This window comes from Geoalkalibacter subterraneus (assembly GCF_000827125.1).
Taxonomy (GTDB): domain Bacteria; phylum Desulfobacterota; class Desulfuromonadia; order Desulfuromonadales; family Geoalkalibacteraceae; genus Geoalkalibacter_A; species Geoalkalibacter_A subterraneus.
Genome location: NZ_CP010311.1, coordinates 1,448,845 through 1,464,356, shown reverse-complemented (window position 1 = coordinate 1,464,356; position 15,512 = coordinate 1,448,845). Strand labels below are relative to the sequence as shown.

Below are 15,512 nucleotides of genomic sequence, written 5' to 3'. Positions count from 1 at the left end.
ACTGGTGTGATCAGCGACAATTAAATCTCCCGTCCGGCGACAATTATAATTCCCGAAATTTTTAGGGGATTGTAAGCTTCCGCCCATCTTTAAAGAAAGGATGGCGGATGGTCACCGATCAACAAGTAAGGAGGTTATTCAAGCTGATGAAAACGCAAACCACAGGCTGCGTTGCCGCTGCCAAGGCCGGCATGGATGAAAAGACCGCCCGCAAGTACGTGAAGGCGGGCAACCTACCCAGCGAGCTCAAGGTTGAGCACACCTGGCGAACCAGAACGGACCCCTTTGAGGCCCATTGGGAGGACATTCGTGAGAAGCTTGCCGATAATCCGGGGCTGGAGGCCAAGACCCTCTTCGAGGATCTCCAGCGCCGCTTTCCCGGCGTCTTCTCAGACGGCCAGCTGCGCACCCTGCAGCGTCGCGTGAAGCGGTGGCGGGCCCTGGAAGGTCCCTCCAAGGAAACGTTCTTCCCTCAGCTGCACCGCCCCGGCGAGCTGGCCCAGTCCGATTACACGCACATGGGCAAGCTCGGCATCACCATCGCCAAACAGCCCTTCGACCACCTCATCTATCACTTCGTGCTCACCTACTCCAACTGGGAAACCGGCAGCATCTGCTACTCGGAGAGCTTCGAAAGCCTCAGCGAGGGGCTGCAGGCGGCGTTGTGGGAACTCGGCGGCGTGCCACAGGCTCATCAGACGGACCGGCTGACGGCGGCCGTGCACAACGCCCTGCACCAGGAAGAATTCACCCAACGCTATCAGGCTCTGCTCAGGCATTACAACCTGAGTGGTCGCAAGACGCAGGCCGCCAGCCCCAACGAGAACGGCGACGTGGAGCAGAGCAACTACCGTTTGAAGAGGGCGGTTCGCCAGGCCCTCCTTCTGCGCGGCAGCTTCGACTTCGAGAGCATCGAGGAGTACCGGCGCTTTTTGCGCGAGCTCTTCACCAAGCTCAACCGCGGTCGCCGCGAGCGTTTTCTGGAGGAGCAACGCATACTGCGCCACCTGCCACAAAGGCGGCTGGAGAGCTGTACGCGCCTTGAGGTCACGGTCAGTCGCGCAAGCACCATCCGGGTCAGCAACAACACCTATTCCGTCGAAAGCCGCCTGATCGGCGAGAGCCTACAAGTTGAGCTTTTTGCCGACCATCTCGATCTTTTCTACGCTCAGAAGCGCGTGGACTCGATGCCTCGCCTGCGCGGCAGGTGCCGGCATCTTATCAACTACCGCCACGTCATCGATCAGCTGCAGCGAAAGCCTGGAGCCTTCGAGAATTACCGCTACCGCGAGGAGATGTTTCCCGGCAGCTGTTTCCGGCTCGCCTATGACGAGCTCAAAGAGCGCCACACCCAGCAAGTGGCCGCTCGCGAGTACCTCAAGATACTGGCGCTGGCGGCCAAAGAGAGCGAAGTGGCGGTTGCTGCGGCCCTGGACGAGCTGTGCGGGCATCAACCCGTCACGGCACAGGCCGTGGAGGAGTTGGTGCACGCACAGCAGATTGCCTCGCCTGTGACCGAGATCGGAGTCGCCGCAGTCGACCTTCTCAGCTACGATCGCCTATTGTCCGGGCAGCAGGAGCTGGCCCATGCAATCTGAGAAGGAGAAAGCAGCCCGCCTGCACCGCCACCTGACCGAACTGCACCTGCCCACCATCCGGCGCTGCTATCAGGAGAGCGCAATCGCAGCGCGCCGGGACAACTGGGAGTACGAGAGCTACCTGCTGGAGCTGGCCGAGCGCGAGCGCGAAGAGCGCCGTAACGCCAGGACCGCGCGCCTGCTCAAGGACTCGAAACTGCCGCTGGAGAAAAACCTCAAGGCGTTTGACCGCAAGCGATTGCCTCGTAAGGTCGATACACAGCTGACCCAGCTGCTCAAGGCGACGTTTCTCGATCATAAGGAAAACGTCCTGGCCTTCGGCAATCCCGGCAGCGGCAAGACCCATCTGCTGTGCGCGGTGGCCCAGGAGCTCATTTATCAGGGCCGGCAGATACGCTTTATGCCCTGTAACCTGCTGGTGCAGGAGCTTCTGATCGCCAAGAGGGATCTGACGCTGGCCCGCGTGCTCAAGCGCTACGCAAAATACGAGGCGCTGATCATCGACGACATCGGGTACGTGCAGCAAAGCCGCGAGGAGATGGAGGTCCTCTTCACCCTGCTGGCGGATCGCTATGAGCGTAGCAGCATCATGCTCACCAGCAATCTGCCCTTCTCAAAATGGGAGCAGATCTTCAAGGATCCCATGACCACAGCGGCGGCCATTGACCGACTCGTTCACCACAGCGTGATTCTGGAGCTCAATATGCCCAGCTACCGTTTGGAGCAATCACAAAAGGCGCAGGCCCTGACTGAGCCACACCAAGAGACCCTTTAGGAGCAAACCCCATGAAATGCTTAGCCTACAACCCCCAGAAAGGCCGCCTGGAGACGCTTGAGGTGGAGTTCACACCTGAGAACACGACACGGTTTCTGCGTTGCGGCAGTGGTTGCGTCACTGCGATCACCGACTGTAACGGTGGGTTGCTCATCAAGTCGGGCTTCGACCACCCGGTCTACCTGTATGACGTATCCAGAGCGGACATCGGGTACAGCCAGAAAAAGGCCAGAGAGCTTCAGCAGCAAAACATCTAGCAGAGCCGCAAGCGGCGGCGGCAAAAAGTCCCAACAGCCACCGTCGTCAACAGCTCTCAAGAAACGGGAATTTTAATTGTCGCTGACCCGGAAAAATAGTTGACGTTGATCACTGGTGCCTTTGTGCCCGTTGAATAGCATGGTCCGGGAACTGGCGATTTTGTCATTGGTGAAGCGTTTTGCTATCCCGTTCAGAAGAGAGCCGCATTCGACAGTTCCCCTTTTCGGTCTGCCTTATTTCTCCAGGAGGCCGTAGTCATGAAGCAGAAGAAGACATCCAAGAAAAAGCCTATGCGGTTACCGAAGCATCTGGTGCATCTCAACGCCTGTGCTGCCGGAATTGACGTCGGCTCCAAGAGTCATTTTGTAGCGGTCCCCGAGGGGGCAGATCCCGAACCGGTCCGCGAATTCTCCACCTTCACCGATGACCTTGAGCGTTTGGCCGATTGGCTTCTCTGCTGTGGCGTTACCACGGTCGCCATGGAGTCCACTGGGATCTACTGGATCCCGGTCTTTGAGATTCTCGAAAGCCACGGCTTCGAGGTGAGGCTGGTCAACGCGCGGCATGTCAAGAATGTCCCTGGTAGAAAGAGCGACGTCCTGGACTGCCAGTGGTTGCAGCAGTTGCACACCTATGGCCTTCTGCGCGGGGCGTTTCGTCCTGCAGATCAGGTGTGTGCGCTTCGCGCCTATGTCCGGCAAAGGGCGACGCTGGTCAAGATCTCCGGGTCTCATATCCAGCACATGCAAAAGGCGATGGCCCAGATGAATCTGCAACTGCATAACGTTGTCAGCAACATCACAGGAGCAACCGGGATGCGCATCATCAAAGCGATCCTGGAGGGGGAGCGCGATCCCGACACATTGGCAGCCTTGCGGGATAATCGCTGCAAGAACGACGCGAAGACCATCGCTCGCTCTTTGCAGGGCAATTTCCGGCCTGAACACCTCTTCTCCCTGCAGCAAGCTGTAGAACTGTACGAATTCTATCTGGCTAAGATAAACGAGTGTGACCGGCAAATACTGGCCCAACTCAAATCTTTCGATGCCATAGGTACCGAGGGCGATTCTGGTGACGACAAGCCACCAGCGAGCATCGATGAAGCTTTGATGCGCATATCCGGCGTTGATCTGACGGAAATTGACGGAATCGACACCACCTCTGCCCTGAAAATCATCGCTGAAATCGGCATAGACATGAGCCGCTGGAAAACCGATAAACATTTCACTTCCTGGATGTCGTTGGCTCCGGGAGCGAAGATTAGCGGCGGTAAGGTCCTGAGCAGTGCCACCCAAAAGAACGCCAATCGGGCAGCGCAAGCTTTCCGCATGGCCGCCTTTAGCTTGACCAGATCAAAGAGCTACCTGGGCAGCTACTTCCGCCGCATGAAGGCAAGGTTGGGCGCACCCAAGGCCATAACGGCAACCGCCCGAAAGATTGCGACCATAGTCTACAAAATGCTCAAAAATCGAACATCATACATCGACCTTGGCCAGGACTACTACGAGGAGCGATACCAGTCGCGACTCGTACAAAACCTGAAGCGCAATGCCAAGCACCTCGGATTCGAACTTGTTCCGACCGAGGGCAAAATTGCCGCTTTGTAACAACCTGAATTTAAAAGAACCAGGGTTAAGTTACTCAGAAGACAATTCAAGGCGCACAACCATAAAATCAACCGGACGGAATGGGCTATCCGACTTTCTCGAAAAAATTCGGTGGTGTGCAAAGGTCGCACGCCGCCGGTTATCATGAACCGTTAGATGCCCCATGTGCTCACAGCCTCTTCAAAAGAACAAGACTGCTCATTTTTAAAGGATTAGTTTAATCTTTCGAAAAATATATACATTGGAGAAAACTGTGAAAAACTGGTTATTCTTATCCGCTGCTATTATTTGTGAAGTAATTGCAACATCTAGTCTTAAGTCTAGTGAAGGTTTTACTAAAATCGCCCCATCGCTGCTTGTTATTATTGGCTATGGCGCTGCTTTCTATTTACTTTCACTTACTCTGAAATCAATCCCTGTTGGTATTGCATATGCAATTTGGTCAGGGCTTGGCATAGTTTTAGTAACTCTAGTCGCATGGTTCATGCACGGGCAAAAACTTGACCTTTGGGGGTATGTTGGCATGGGTTTAATCGTTGGTGGCGTTGTTGTTCTCAACTTGCTTTCAAAAACCAGTGCACATTAGTCCAGTATGCATCTAACAAGTTGCACCAGTCGGAAAACCTCCGCTCCGCGGCTTTGTATTCGCTTCGCTCATTGTTGCACAAAGCCACTACACTACGGTTTCCGCTGTGCAAGGCGTTAGCTTCCCTGAGAGAATTATGCGAAAAGTTAAACAAGAAGACGGATGGGAAGTGCATGAGATTCTTGATCCGAATCAGATTAAGAGGATCACAAAGTACTTCCATAAAAGAAAAAGAGCTCCTCGAATAGAGCTAAAAGATAAAATTTCACAACAGTTAGCGGGGTACGCGCTAATTGAAAAAGATCTTTGGAATGTTCTGGTATGGCTCGAAGAAATAGATGAATTGTATTTAGAAGAGCGTAGGAACTCTCCTCAAATTTCACCAGACCGAAAAACCTACAACCTTGTTAAAGATCTGTATGTCGCAGCATTAACATTTTATGGGAAATGCTTTACTACCTGCGAAGGTCGGAAAATCAAACTGGAGAGGAAGATGCTGGACGAAAAGTACTGGGAGCGTCATGACAAAATTATGCACATGCGCCGCAACTTTGCAGCTCATAGCGGTGCGGATAATTTTGAAGAAGTAAAAATCGCCTTGGTTCTTTACCCGAACAAAAGATCAAATGAAAAGCCGAAATTATACAGAGAACTCATGCAACCTGATTTTTCTGATGCCCCCGACATTCCCTTTACAGAAGTAGTAAAAAGTTTGAGGCTAGCGGTTTTGCGAAAAATCAGCCAGATCGAAGATAGGGTTTACGAGAAAGAGATATTACCTAAGGGTAAAATGTATTGGTATGAAAAAGCTAACCAATAAGGATTGATACGACCCGAAGGCGTCGTCTCAATCCATTGTTCAAGAAGCCCGAGTTTGGGCACGATCTTTCAATATAGGGGATTGGTTTTCAGGTGGGGGGGGGGCGATGGCCCGGGTGGGGGAGAAATGAACCTGCCAATGGGGCCTTGCGAGCCCCTTGACGGCGCCAAGAGGGCAAATGCTAGTAAAAATACCCTCGGATTTCCTGCCAAGTTACCTCATTTTTAGCACGTTGGGCGCACCGGTGCCTTCCTGCTCAGAAAGAGGTTCTGGGCAGACCATTGAGGGCCCGACATGGGGTTTTGGAGAGGTGCAGGGTGTTTCTACCCCGTCCGCGCCCGCTTCTCAGGTTTGCGTTTCGGTGGCAAGATCAGACGGTACCCCTCAAGTTCTTTCCCACACTGCCGACAGCTTAACGGCGGTTGTGGTTCCGGCATCACCTTCGGTACCGTGACGGCAAAGCCGTGGGCAATCTGAATGCGGGCGCGAACCTCCGCAAGAGGCATGCGGCATCCAGGGCTCAAGAAACCGTAGTAGCGCACCTTCATAAAGCCCCAGGGCAGCACATGTTGCAGGAACAGTCGGAGGAACTCCAGGGCGGACACTTCGCGGGTGCGTGGTCGACTGCTCCCCTTCTTCTTGTAGCTGAAGGTGACCCGGCCCTTTTCCACCGAAACGATGCGACTGCTGGAGATCGCCACACGAAAGACGTAGGGCGCCAGATACTTCAGCGAACCTTCGGCGTCGCCGACGGCCTGGCAGTTGACGTTCCAGTCGGTTTTCCATACGCTGCTGGGGATCTCGCCGAGCCGACCGGCCTTCTTGATGCGCTCGCGGAACTTGGCGCGAACGATGAGTGAGAGGGCCTGAACCGGCAGGTAGAACTCGTTGCGCGATGGCATCCATTGCCCGGTGCCCGAAGCGATAGCCCCGCCGGTCACCACATAGTGGATGTGCGGGTGATACTGTAGTTGGCGGCCCCAGGTATGCAGCACGCCGAAGAACCCCGGCAGGTCGCCCCCGATGAAGCGGGAATCCTTGGCCAACCGCTTCATCGCCTCCGAAGAGGCAGCGAACAGCGCTGAGTAGGCCAGCCGCTGGTTGCTGCGCATAAAGGGACGCAACGGCTCGGGGACGGTGAAGGTCAGCATAAAATGCGCCCCCGGCATCTGGCGTTCCAGCTGCCGTTCGAGCCACTGGCGGCCCTTGCGATACTGGCAGATCGGGCAGTGACGGTTGCCGCAGCCCAGATGGAGCACGTGGTCCTCGCCGCAGTGCTCGCAACGGTAAATGGTGGTGCCGCTCTCAGGAGTCCGGCAGCGTAAGATCGCTTCGATCACCTTCCGGTGCTGGGGCGGGACCTTGGCACCGTGTTGCTGAAGATATTCGGGGCCGTAGCTGCGGAAGATCGCTGTCAGCTTATCCATGGAAGAGGCCCTCCATGAGAGTGTTGATCAGCGCGCAGGCATCCTCGTTCCCCTTCTGGGTCAGGTGCAGGTAAATCAGGGTGGTGTCGAGGGAAGAATGGCCAAGATACTTTTGGATGACGCGGATGTTGACGCCCTCCTCAAGCAGATGGGTCGCGTAAGAGTGGCGCAGGGTGTGGATCTTGACCTCTTTTTTATGGATGCCCGCCTCGCGCACGGCGTTCTTCATGGCCCCCTGAACGCTGCTGACAGCCATGGGGGATTGAGATTTATGAGCATTCTTGCCGTTGCGCCCCAGGGCCGGGAAGAGCAGGCGCGGATGACGGTGAGTCGCCCAGTATTTGCGCAACAGCTTGTAGGTGCTCATCGGTAGCGGCACATAGCGGTCCTTGGCCCCCTTGCCGCGATAAACATGAATCATCATGCGCTGCTTGTCGATGTCGGAGACTTCTAGATGCAGGGCCTCCTGCAGACGCAGGCCGCAGGAGTAGACGGTGGTGAGAAAGACGCGGTTGTGAAAGGCATAGACGCAGGCCAGAACGCGCTGCACCTCCTCGCAGCTGAGTACAGTCGGCAGGCGTCGCTCCTTCTGGACATGCAGGTATTCAAAGGTGCGCCATGAGCGATCGAGGACGTTGGTAAAAAAGAAGCGGATCCCGGCATGGCAGATGCGCATGGTGCCGGGAGACCACTCGTCGATATTGATGCGATGGAGGAAGTAGTCCTGCAGTTCGGTCTCGGTGATGGCATCGGGAGTTTTCTCGTAAAACTCCACCAATTTGCGCACCGAGCGGGTGTACATCTGCTGAGTTTTGTCGCCTTTGCCGGATAGCTGTAGGGCCCGCATCGATTGTTCGTACCAGTCGGTCATCATAATGGTTCTCCTTTCCACAGTTGAGGTTTCGCCGCGGAAGACGGCTTGTGGATATGAAAAGCAGATGATCGACTGGTACGGAAGTATTTTTTAGGAAAAATGAGACGGTAGGAGGGGGAGAGCAGGCGAGAAGGTGTTGATTTTAGGAACTTCTGCCGCGAAGCGGCTTACTTGAACAAGTAAAGGCAGCGGACGCGTAAACGCGCCGCTGCTTTAGGCGTTATCTGTAAATGAAACGAATCACCTATTCAACGCGCAAAGGAGGTAAAAAATGTTCAAAAAGGTGTTGAAGGCAATTGTGTTTATTTGTCTCGTTGCATTATTTACAGGGTGCGTTGCCGCACGTCATGCGTCAGATACACAGGAAGGGCTGCGAGGGGATAAATTGACTGTGGGGACAGTCCAAAAAGAAATCAAGAAAGGGATGTCTGGTGCAGAAGTAGCGGCTGCTCTTGGTTCGCCAAATATTGTTACTACTGATGAACAGGGTCGTGAAGTCTGGATTTATGACAAAATATCTACTGATAGAGTTCAATCAGAAAGTTCAGGTTATGGAACTTTGATTTTGCTTGGCTATCGTGGAAGTGCTGGTTCATCCTCAACAAGTCAACAAACCCTCACTATAATAATTAAGTTCGACAATGACAAAAAGGTGCGTGATTTTGCATATCATACATCACGATTTTAAGGGGGCAGGAAGATGAAAAAGTTTTTATCAATATTTCTTGTCGGCGCTTTTCTTGTAGCCGGGTGCCAAACAATACCAAAAGATGCTTTAACCTTAAGTCCTGAGTCTCTTGCAGAACGTCAAATGCAAACGCGGAAGTACGAAACTAAAGATGAGGGGAAAATACTCGCCGCTTGTGCTGGGCTTCTTCAGGATATGGGATTCAATATTGATGAAAGCGAAACAAATCTTGGTTTAATAACAGCATCTAAACAAAGAAGTGCTGAAAATGCAGGGCAAATCGTCACAGCAGTTATAGTTGCAGCTTTGGGCGGGGGGGCAATGGCAGTCGACAAAGAACAAAAAATGCGGGCGAGTGTAGTAACTCGCCCTATAGGGGACCAGGAAAATTATATAGCTGTGAGAGTAACTTTCCAGCGTATTGTTTGGAATACACAAGGGCAAGTAACTAAGTCGGAGAGTATAATTGATCCCGCAGTGTACCAAGAATTTTTTGATAAGCTTTCAAAAGCAATTTTTCTGGAGGGACAAGAAATATGAAAACAAAATTGTCGCTTTTATTAGTCGCATTAGTTGTTTTTCTTACAGGGTGCGCAACAACCCAACAACGCCTTCTTGATTCTGAAGCGAGTCAAGTTCAACTGAGGAGCATTCAGACACGAGCTTTTGATACAACAGATAAAGAAAAGACATTAAGAACTGTAATGGCAACACTGCAAGATTTAGGATTTGTGCTCGACAAAGCAGATGCAACCCTTGGAACCGTCAGTGCTACAAAATTGAAGGGTTATGCACTCCGCATGACGGTAACAGTTCGACCGCGAGGGACAACTCAGCTTCTCGTGCGTGCTAATGCACAGTATAACGTACAGCCGGTTACGGACCCGGAGCCATACCAACAGTTTTTTGCAGCGTTAGAAAAAGCGATGTTCTTAACTGCTCACCAAGCTGATTAAAACTAAATCAGATAACAACCGCATCAACTCGGACTGGCAATTCCGCTACGCTCCATTGCCATCCGGTTATGCGGAGCGTTAGCAGTGGGAGAACTCAGCGCACTAGGGACAAGGGGCGCACCTTGATAAACTACGGCTATTAGCCGCATTAGCAGGAGCGAATAATGGCAAAAATAATTAAGTATCAAAAACGTAGAACCGCACCATTGCGGATTGAGGATGCCTCCCATCCTCAAGTGAGTCTCCATCTGGGAGACTCACTCGAGAAATATGGCGAGTGGCCTACTCCCACAGCAATTGTTTCGGACGGCCCTTATGGGCTCGCGAAATTCCCAGGTGAGCCGAATGGCGTCGAGAGTTTGGCAGAGTGGTATGCGCCTCACATCGCTGAGTGGAGCAAGAAGGCTAGCGCCGACACGACCCTGTGGTTTTGGTGTTCTGAGCTTGCTTGGGCTGAAGTTCACCAGGTATTGAAGTTGCATGGCTGGAAGTATAGGGCGGCACACATATGGGATAAAGGCATTGGGCATGTTGCCGGTAACTGTAACGGAGACACGATCAGGGGCTTTCCTGTCGTAACCGAGATTTGCGTGCAGTATGTACGAGAAGTGCAGCTTCGTGATTATGACGGAAAGCCTTGCTCAATTAAAGAATGGCTCAGAAGTGAGTGGCAAAGAAGTGGATTGCCTCTCTACAAAACAAATGAAGCATGTGGCGTTAAGAATGCCGCAACACGGAAGTATTTTACGCAGTGCGATTTATGGTACTTCCCGCCGCCCGAGAAGATGGAAATGTTGGCCAAGTATGCTAATGCAAATGGCCTAGATACAGACCGCCCATATTTTTCTCTTGATGGTAAAACACACCTTACAGCAAGAAAATGGGAACGCATGAGGGCTAAATGGAATCATGTGCATGGCATCACCAATGTCTGGCAAGAGCCGGCAGTTCGAGGCAAAGAGCGAATCATTAGAAAGGGCATGCAATCGTTGCATGCCAACCAGAAGCCATTGCGGCTAATGGAGCGGATTATCGGAGCCTCAACTGATCCAGGCGATGTGGTCTGGGAGCCCTTCGGGGGGCTTTGCTCAGCTACCGTCGCATCTCTACGAATGGGCAGGCAATGTTACGCGTCCGAACTTATTCCCGAGTACTTCGATGCGGCTTCGGAAAGAATAAACGCCATCTATCAGGAGCTTCCACTGTATGAGCGAAAGCGAAATTCCTAGTCCGCCTACGGCTACCGCGCCAGAGGAAAAATGGGCTCATTATGAATTGTTTGTGGCCGTCAAGAAGGCTATTTATTCATTGCCTTCACGTTTCGAGAGTACTCTTAACATTGACGGCGTGTTAGCAACGGATTTGTTTGCGTTCAACTCGTCGCTTGGTGCGACTATTGAACAGCAGGTTGTAAACTCTTTAAACAAATTGAGAGGGGTGTGGGATCCAGAGCAGCGATACGCGCTCTATGAATTCGAGCGGCAACCGCAAACATTCCCTGACGTGGTTTTGAAAGCCAGTGCGCCGGATGTAGAGCCCGACGTCCTTTTGGGTATCGAGCTCAAAGGATGGTATGTGCTTGCCAAAGAAAAGGAGCCCAGCTTTCGTTATAAAGTGACGCCTGCTGTCTGTGCGCCAGCGGATCTTTTGGTCGTTGTCCCTTGGGCGCTTTCGAATGTGATTTCCGGATCACCAATAGTCTTCGAACCATTTCTAATGGGTGCAAGGCACGCTGCGGAATATAGAAATTGGTATTGGCAGCACAAACGAAAGGGAACTTCCAGTAGAGATATTCAGCTGTCTTCAGTGGCTCAGTTTTATCCGACTAAATCGGACATGATCTCCGACCGCCCGGAGAGTGATGGAGGCGGTAACTTTGGGCGGTTGGCACGCGCAGGTGTTATGGAGGACTACATAGCCGAACTATTCGAAGAGAAGCTGGCGGGAATTCAGCTCGCAGCTTGGCAACAGTTCCTTGCGATATTTACTGAAAGCGCTACTGATAAGGATGTCGATGCAGCCCTCCAACGCATCGCGAAAACTACCGCAAGCGCGACAGGTAATCCTGAAGCCTCTAAGCTGCTGGCAGATAAGTTTCGTGAAATTGCGAACCTTATCGAAACTAACTGCTAACAAAAGCGTCAACTCGGACCGGGCTTTTCGCTCCGCTCTAAGCCCGGCCGGTTACGCTTGGCGTTAACTTCTTGGAGGTCGCAACGAGATGGATGTTGGTAACTGGATTTCGGTCTTTATGGCCTTGATTGCAACAGCGTCTGTAGTGGTCACATACGCTGTCTTTCGGTCATCAACTGATCCGGTCGTTATCGTCTATGCCGATCCTGATATTAAACGACCTTCCATTGTAAATCTGATTATCAAGAACATCGGTAATGGTGCTGCTCACAGCATAAAATTTAAACCGACTAGGCCACTTCCCTACGAAGCTTTCAGCATAGAGGTGCCAGAGAAAATGCCCGAGTCTATGGAGGTTGGCCCCATCGTCACTGGCATTCCATTTTTAGCACCAGGGCAGCAGATCACGCTAACTTGGGGGCAATACGGCGGTCTTTACAAATATATCGGTGATGAACCGATACAAGTTGAGGCCCAGTATTATGCGGTCGGAAAGCCAAGATTTTACTCTAGACGGTTGAGCGCAACATCGTCTCTCGATGTGCGGACATTTGAGCGTAGTGAATCCGCAGAACACGGGTACGGGCCAAACTTGGTAAAAGAGCTTAAGGCTCTCAACAAATCGTTTGTCTCAGTCAGTAAGGGCGTTTAACAAATTGCTGACCGAGAAAAAAGTTAACAATCGCAGGCACAGCGACGGCTTTTTCATTGCGGCTGCGCCTCCATTACAAAGCCGCGCGTGCTGCGGGCGTTATGTGCAATAAGAAAAGGAGATGTCGTGCAAGGCACTGTAAAATGGTTCAGCTCAGAGAAGGGTTACGGCTTCATTACATCTGAAGGCGGAGAAGATTATTACTTTAATGTTCAGAGCATCAATGGCGCATCGTTACCGTCAAATGGCGATTCGGTTCAGTTTGAGTCAAAGCCTGGAAATAAAGGGCCAAGAGCAATCAATGTCACAATTACTGCGAAAGTGCCCTCGCAAAATACTCGGCCTGCTGATGACAGAATCAACTGTCCAAGTTGTGGTAAAAAAATTGTTCCTAGAATCATTACTTATCGAGGTAGCCCAGAAAAGTCGGTTTGCCCCTATTGTGCTGCAACAGTAAAAACATTCAGTAATTGCTTCATTGCTACTGCTGTTTATGGTGATCCTTCGTGTTACCAAGTAAGAGAGCTGCGCAAATATCGAGACAACACGTTACTAAAAAATGTCGCGGGCAGAGCTTTTGTGAAGACGTATTACAAAACATCACCAGCAATAGCCAGCTGGTTAATAACTAAACCTGCTTTATCAAGCCAAGTGCGGGCAGTCCTAAACTTTGCAGTAAAGCACATAACCAATAAGGATTGATACGACCCGAAGGCGTCGTCTCAATCCATTGTTCAAGAAGCCCGAGTTTGGGCACGATCTTTCAATATAGGGGATTGGTTTTCAGGTGGGGGGGGGGCGATGGCCCGGGTGGGGGAGAAATGAACCTGCCAATGGGGCCTTGCGAGCCCCTTGACGGCGCCAAGAGGGCAAATGCTAGTAAAAATACCCTCGGATTTCCTGCCAAGTTACCTCATTTTTAGCACGTTGGGCGCACCGGTGCCTTCCTGCTCAGAAAGAGGTTCTGGGCAGACCATTGAGGGCCCGACATGGGGTTTTGGAGAGGTGCAGGGTGTTTCTACCCCGTCCGCGCCCGCTTCTCAGGTTTGCGTTTCGGTGGCAAGATCAGACGGTACCCCTCAAGTTCTTTCCCACACTGCCGACAGCTTAACGGCGGTTGTGGTTCCGGCATCACCTTCGGTACCGTGACGGCAAAGCCGTGGGCAATCTGAATGCGGGCGCGAACCTCCGCAAGAGGCATGCGGCATCCAGGGCTCAAGAAACCGTAGTAGCGCACCTTCATAAAGCCCCAGGGCAGCACATGTTGCAGGAACAGTCGGAGGAACTCCAGGGCGGACACTTCGCGGGTGCGTGGTCGACTGCTCCCCTTCTTCTTGTAGCTGAAGGTGACCCGGCCCTTTTCCACCGAAACGATGCGACTGCTGGAGATCGCCACACGAAAGACGTAGGGCGCCAGATACTTCAGCGAACCTTCGGCGTCGCCGACGGCCTGGCAGTTGACGTTCCAGTCGGTTTTCCATACGCTGCTGGGGATCTCGCCGAGCCGACCGGCCTTCTTGATGCGCTCGCGGAACTTGGCGCGAACGATGAGTGAGAGGGCCTGAACCGGCAGGTAGAACTCGTTGCGCGATGGCATCCATTGCCCGGTGCCCGAAGCGATAGCCCCGCCGGTCACCACATAGTGGATGTGCGGGTGATACTGTAGTTGGCGGCCCCAGGTATGCAGCACGCCGAAGAACCCCGGCAGGTCGCCCCCGATGAAGCGGGAATCCTTGGCCAACCGCTTCATCGCCTCCGAAGAGGCAGCGAACAGCGCTGAGTAGGCCAGCCGCTGGTTGCTGCGCATAAAGGGACGCAACGGCTCGGGGACGGTGAAGGTCAGCATAAAATGCGCCCCCGGCATCTGGCGTTCCAGCTGCCGTTCGAGCCACTGGCGGCCCTTGCGATACTGGCAGATCGGGCAGTGACGGTTGCCGCAGCCCAGATGGAGCACGTGGTCCTCGCCGCAGTGCTCGCAACGGTAAATGGTGGTGCCGCTCTCAGGAGTCCGGCAGCGTAAGATCGCTTCGATCACCTTCCGGTGCTGGGGCGGGACCTTGGCACCGTGTTGCTGAAGATATTCGGGGCCGTAGCTGCGGAAGATCGCTGTCAGCTTATCCATGGAAGAGGCCCTCCATGAGAGTGTTGATCAGCGCGCAGGCATCCTCGTTCCCCTTCTGGGTCAGGTGCAGGTAAATCAGGGTGGTGTCGAGGGAAGAATGGCCAAGATACTTTTGGATGACGCGGATGTTGACGCCCTCCTCAAGCAGATGGGTCGCGTAAGAGTGGCGCAGGGTGTGGATCTTGACCTCTTTTTTATGGATGCCCGCCTCGCGCACGGCGTTCTTCATGGCCCCCTGAACGCTGCTGACAGCCATGGGGGATTGAGATTTATGAGCATTCTTGCCGTTGCGCCCCAGGGCCGGGAAGAGCAGGCGCGGATGACGGTGAGTCGCCCAGTATTTGCGCAACAGCTTGTAGGTGCTCATCGGTAGCGGCACATAGCGGTCCTTGGCCCCCTTGCCGCGATAAACATGAATCATCATGCGCTGCTTGTCGATGTCGGAGACTTCTAGATGCAGGGCCTCCTGCAGACGCAGGCCGCAGGAGTAGACGGTGGTGAGAAAGACGCGGTTGTGAAAGGCATAGACGCAGGCCAGAACGCGCTGCACCTCCTCGCAGCTGAGTACAGTCGGCAGGCGTCGCTCCTTCTGGACATGCAGGTATTCAAAGGTGCGCCATGAGCGATCGAGGACGTTGGTAAAAAAGAAGCGGATCCCGGCATGGCAGATGCGCATGGTGCCGGGAGACCACTCGTCGATATTGATGCGATGGAGGAAGTAGTCCTGCAGTTCGGTCTCGGTGATGGCATCGGGAGTTTTCTCGTAAAACTCCACCAATTTGCGCACCGAGCGGGTGTACATCTGCTGAGTTTTGTCGCCTTTGCCGGATAGCTGTAGGGCCCGCATCGATTGTTCGTACCAGTCGGTCATCATAATGGTTCTCCTTTCCACAGTTGAGGTTTCGCCGCGGAAGACGGCTTGTGGATATGAAAAGCAGATGATCGACTGGTACGGAAGTATTTTTTAGGAAAAATGAGACGGTAGGAGGGGGAGAGCAGGCGAGAAGGTGTTGATT

The 15,512-nt window shown here is 53.0% G+C and carries 17 protein-coding genes; 13 read left to right on the top strand and 4 right to left on the bottom strand.

Going from position 1 to position 15,512, the window contains the following annotated elements; genetic code table 11:
* The first annotated feature begins 146 nt into the window (after positions 1–146).
* The 6 genes from istA to GSUB_RS06660 all read left to right on the top strand — a co-directional run bounded on the left by istA (position 147) and on the right by GSUB_RS06660 (position 5,644).
* On the top strand, positions 147–1,598 hold the full coding sequence (gene istA / locus GSUB_RS06680; protein WP_084211813.1) for an IS21 family transposase: 1,452 nt from the start codon (positions 147–149) through the stop codon (positions 1,596–1,598).
* On the top strand, positions 1,588–2,373 hold the full coding sequence (gene istB, locus GSUB_RS06675) for an IS21-like element helper ATPase IstB (RefSeq protein WP_040199855.1): 786 nt from the start codon (positions 1,588–1,590) through the stop codon (positions 2,371–2,373). The genes istA and istB overlap by 11 nt, the downstream gene beginning before the upstream one ends.
* An 11-nt stretch (positions 2,374–2,384) precedes the next feature.
* Positions 2,385–2,630 carry a hypothetical protein gene (locus GSUB_RS06670; RefSeq protein WP_040199854.1) on the top strand — a complete coding sequence of 82 codons (246 nt, stop codon included), beginning with the start codon at positions 2,385–2,387 and terminating at the stop codon, positions 2,628–2,630.
* Between the two features lie 291 nt (positions 2,631–2,921).
* Positions 2,922–4,238, top strand: a complete 1,317-nt coding sequence (locus GSUB_RS06665; protein ID WP_040202192.1) for an IS110 family RNA-guided transposase — start codon at positions 2,922–2,924, stop codon at positions 4,236–4,238.
* Positions 4,239–4,491: 253 nt separating this feature from the next.
* Positions 4,492–4,824 carry a Qac family quaternary ammonium compound efflux SMR transporter gene (locus tag GSUB_RS18540; protein ID WP_084212198.1) on the top strand — a complete coding sequence of 111 codons (333 nt, stop codon included), beginning with the start codon at positions 4,492–4,494 and terminating at the stop codon, positions 4,822–4,824.
* Between the two features lie 136 nt (positions 4,825–4,960).
* Positions 4,961–5,644, top strand: coding sequence for a hypothetical protein (locus GSUB_RS06660; protein WP_052464668.1), 684 nt, complete (start codon positions 4,961–4,963; stop codon positions 5,642–5,644).
* A 323-nt stretch (positions 5,645–5,967) separates the two neighbouring features.
* On the opposite strand, the gene GSUB_RS06655 is transcribed toward GSUB_RS06660, so the two are convergent.
* Both GSUB_RS06655 and GSUB_RS06650 read right to left on the bottom strand, forming a co-directional pair.
* The gene (locus GSUB_RS06655) at positions 5,968–7,071 is read right to left on the bottom strand and encodes an IS91 family transposase (protein WP_040199773.1); all 1,104 of its coding nucleotides are present in this window, start codon (positions 7,069–7,071) and stop codon (positions 5,968–5,970) included.
* Positions 7,064–7,945, bottom strand: a complete 882-nt coding sequence (locus GSUB_RS06650; RefSeq protein WP_052464648.1) for a site-specific integrase — start codon at positions 7,943–7,945, stop codon at positions 7,064–7,066. Before GSUB_RS06650 ends, GSUB_RS06655 begins: the two co-directional genes overlap by 8 nt.
* A gap of 271 nt (positions 7,946–8,216) precedes the next feature.
* Here GSUB_RS06650 and GSUB_RS06645 point away from each other — a divergent pair, with 271 nt between their 5' ends.
* The 7 genes from GSUB_RS06645 (at position 8,217) to GSUB_RS18535 (ending at position 13,076) form a co-directional block, all read left to right on the top strand.
* Positions 8,217–8,633, top strand: coding sequence for an outer membrane protein assembly factor BamE (locus GSUB_RS06645; protein WP_040199866.1), 417 nt, complete (start codon positions 8,217–8,219; stop codon positions 8,631–8,633).
* 12 nt (positions 8,634–8,645) lie between these two features.
* Entirely contained in the window at positions 8,646–9,173 is a 528-nt protein-coding gene (locus GSUB_RS06640; RefSeq protein ID WP_040199864.1) for a hypothetical protein, read from the top strand.
* Positions 9,170–9,589 (top strand): hypothetical protein, encoded by a 420-nt coding sequence (locus GSUB_RS06635; protein ID WP_040199863.1) that lies wholly within the window; start codon positions 9,170–9,172, stop codon positions 9,587–9,589. Before GSUB_RS06640 ends, GSUB_RS06635 begins: the two co-directional genes overlap by 4 nt.
* A 164-nt stretch (positions 9,590–9,753) precedes the next feature.
* Positions 9,754–10,818 carry a DNA methyltransferase gene (locus GSUB_RS06630; protein ID WP_084211817.1) on the top strand — a complete coding sequence of 355 codons (1,065 nt, stop codon included), beginning with the start codon at positions 9,754–9,756 and terminating at the stop codon, positions 10,816–10,818.
* Positions 10,796–11,722: a hypothetical protein gene (locus GSUB_RS06625; protein WP_040199862.1), complete on the top strand. Its 927-nt coding sequence runs from the start codon at positions 10,796–10,798 to the stop codon at positions 11,720–11,722. The genes GSUB_RS06630 and GSUB_RS06625 overlap by 23 nt, the downstream gene beginning before the upstream one ends.
* 88 nt (positions 11,723–11,810) lie before the next feature.
* A complete protein-coding gene (locus GSUB_RS17960) occupies positions 11,811–12,374 on the top strand; it encodes a DUF8453 domain-containing protein (RefSeq protein WP_052464666.1) in 564 nt (187 codons plus the stop codon).
* 126 nt (positions 12,375–12,500) lie between these two features.
* On the top strand, positions 12,501–13,076 hold the full coding sequence (locus tag GSUB_RS18535) for a cold shock domain-containing protein (protein ID WP_084211815.1): 576 nt from the start codon (positions 12,501–12,503) through the stop codon (positions 13,074–13,076).
* A 316-nt stretch (positions 13,077–13,392) separates the two neighbouring features.
* On the opposite strand, the gene GSUB_RS06610 is transcribed toward GSUB_RS18535, so the two are convergent.
* Positions 13,393–14,496 (bottom strand): IS91 family transposase, encoded by a 1,104-nt coding sequence (locus GSUB_RS06610; protein WP_040199773.1) that lies wholly within the window; start codon positions 14,494–14,496, stop codon positions 13,393–13,395.
* Entirely contained in the window at positions 14,489–15,370 is an 882-nt protein-coding gene (locus GSUB_RS06605; protein ID WP_052464648.1) for a site-specific integrase, read from the bottom strand. The genes GSUB_RS06610 and GSUB_RS06605 overlap by 8 nt, the downstream gene beginning before the upstream one ends.
* Positions 15,371–15,512 lie beyond the last annotated feature (142 nt).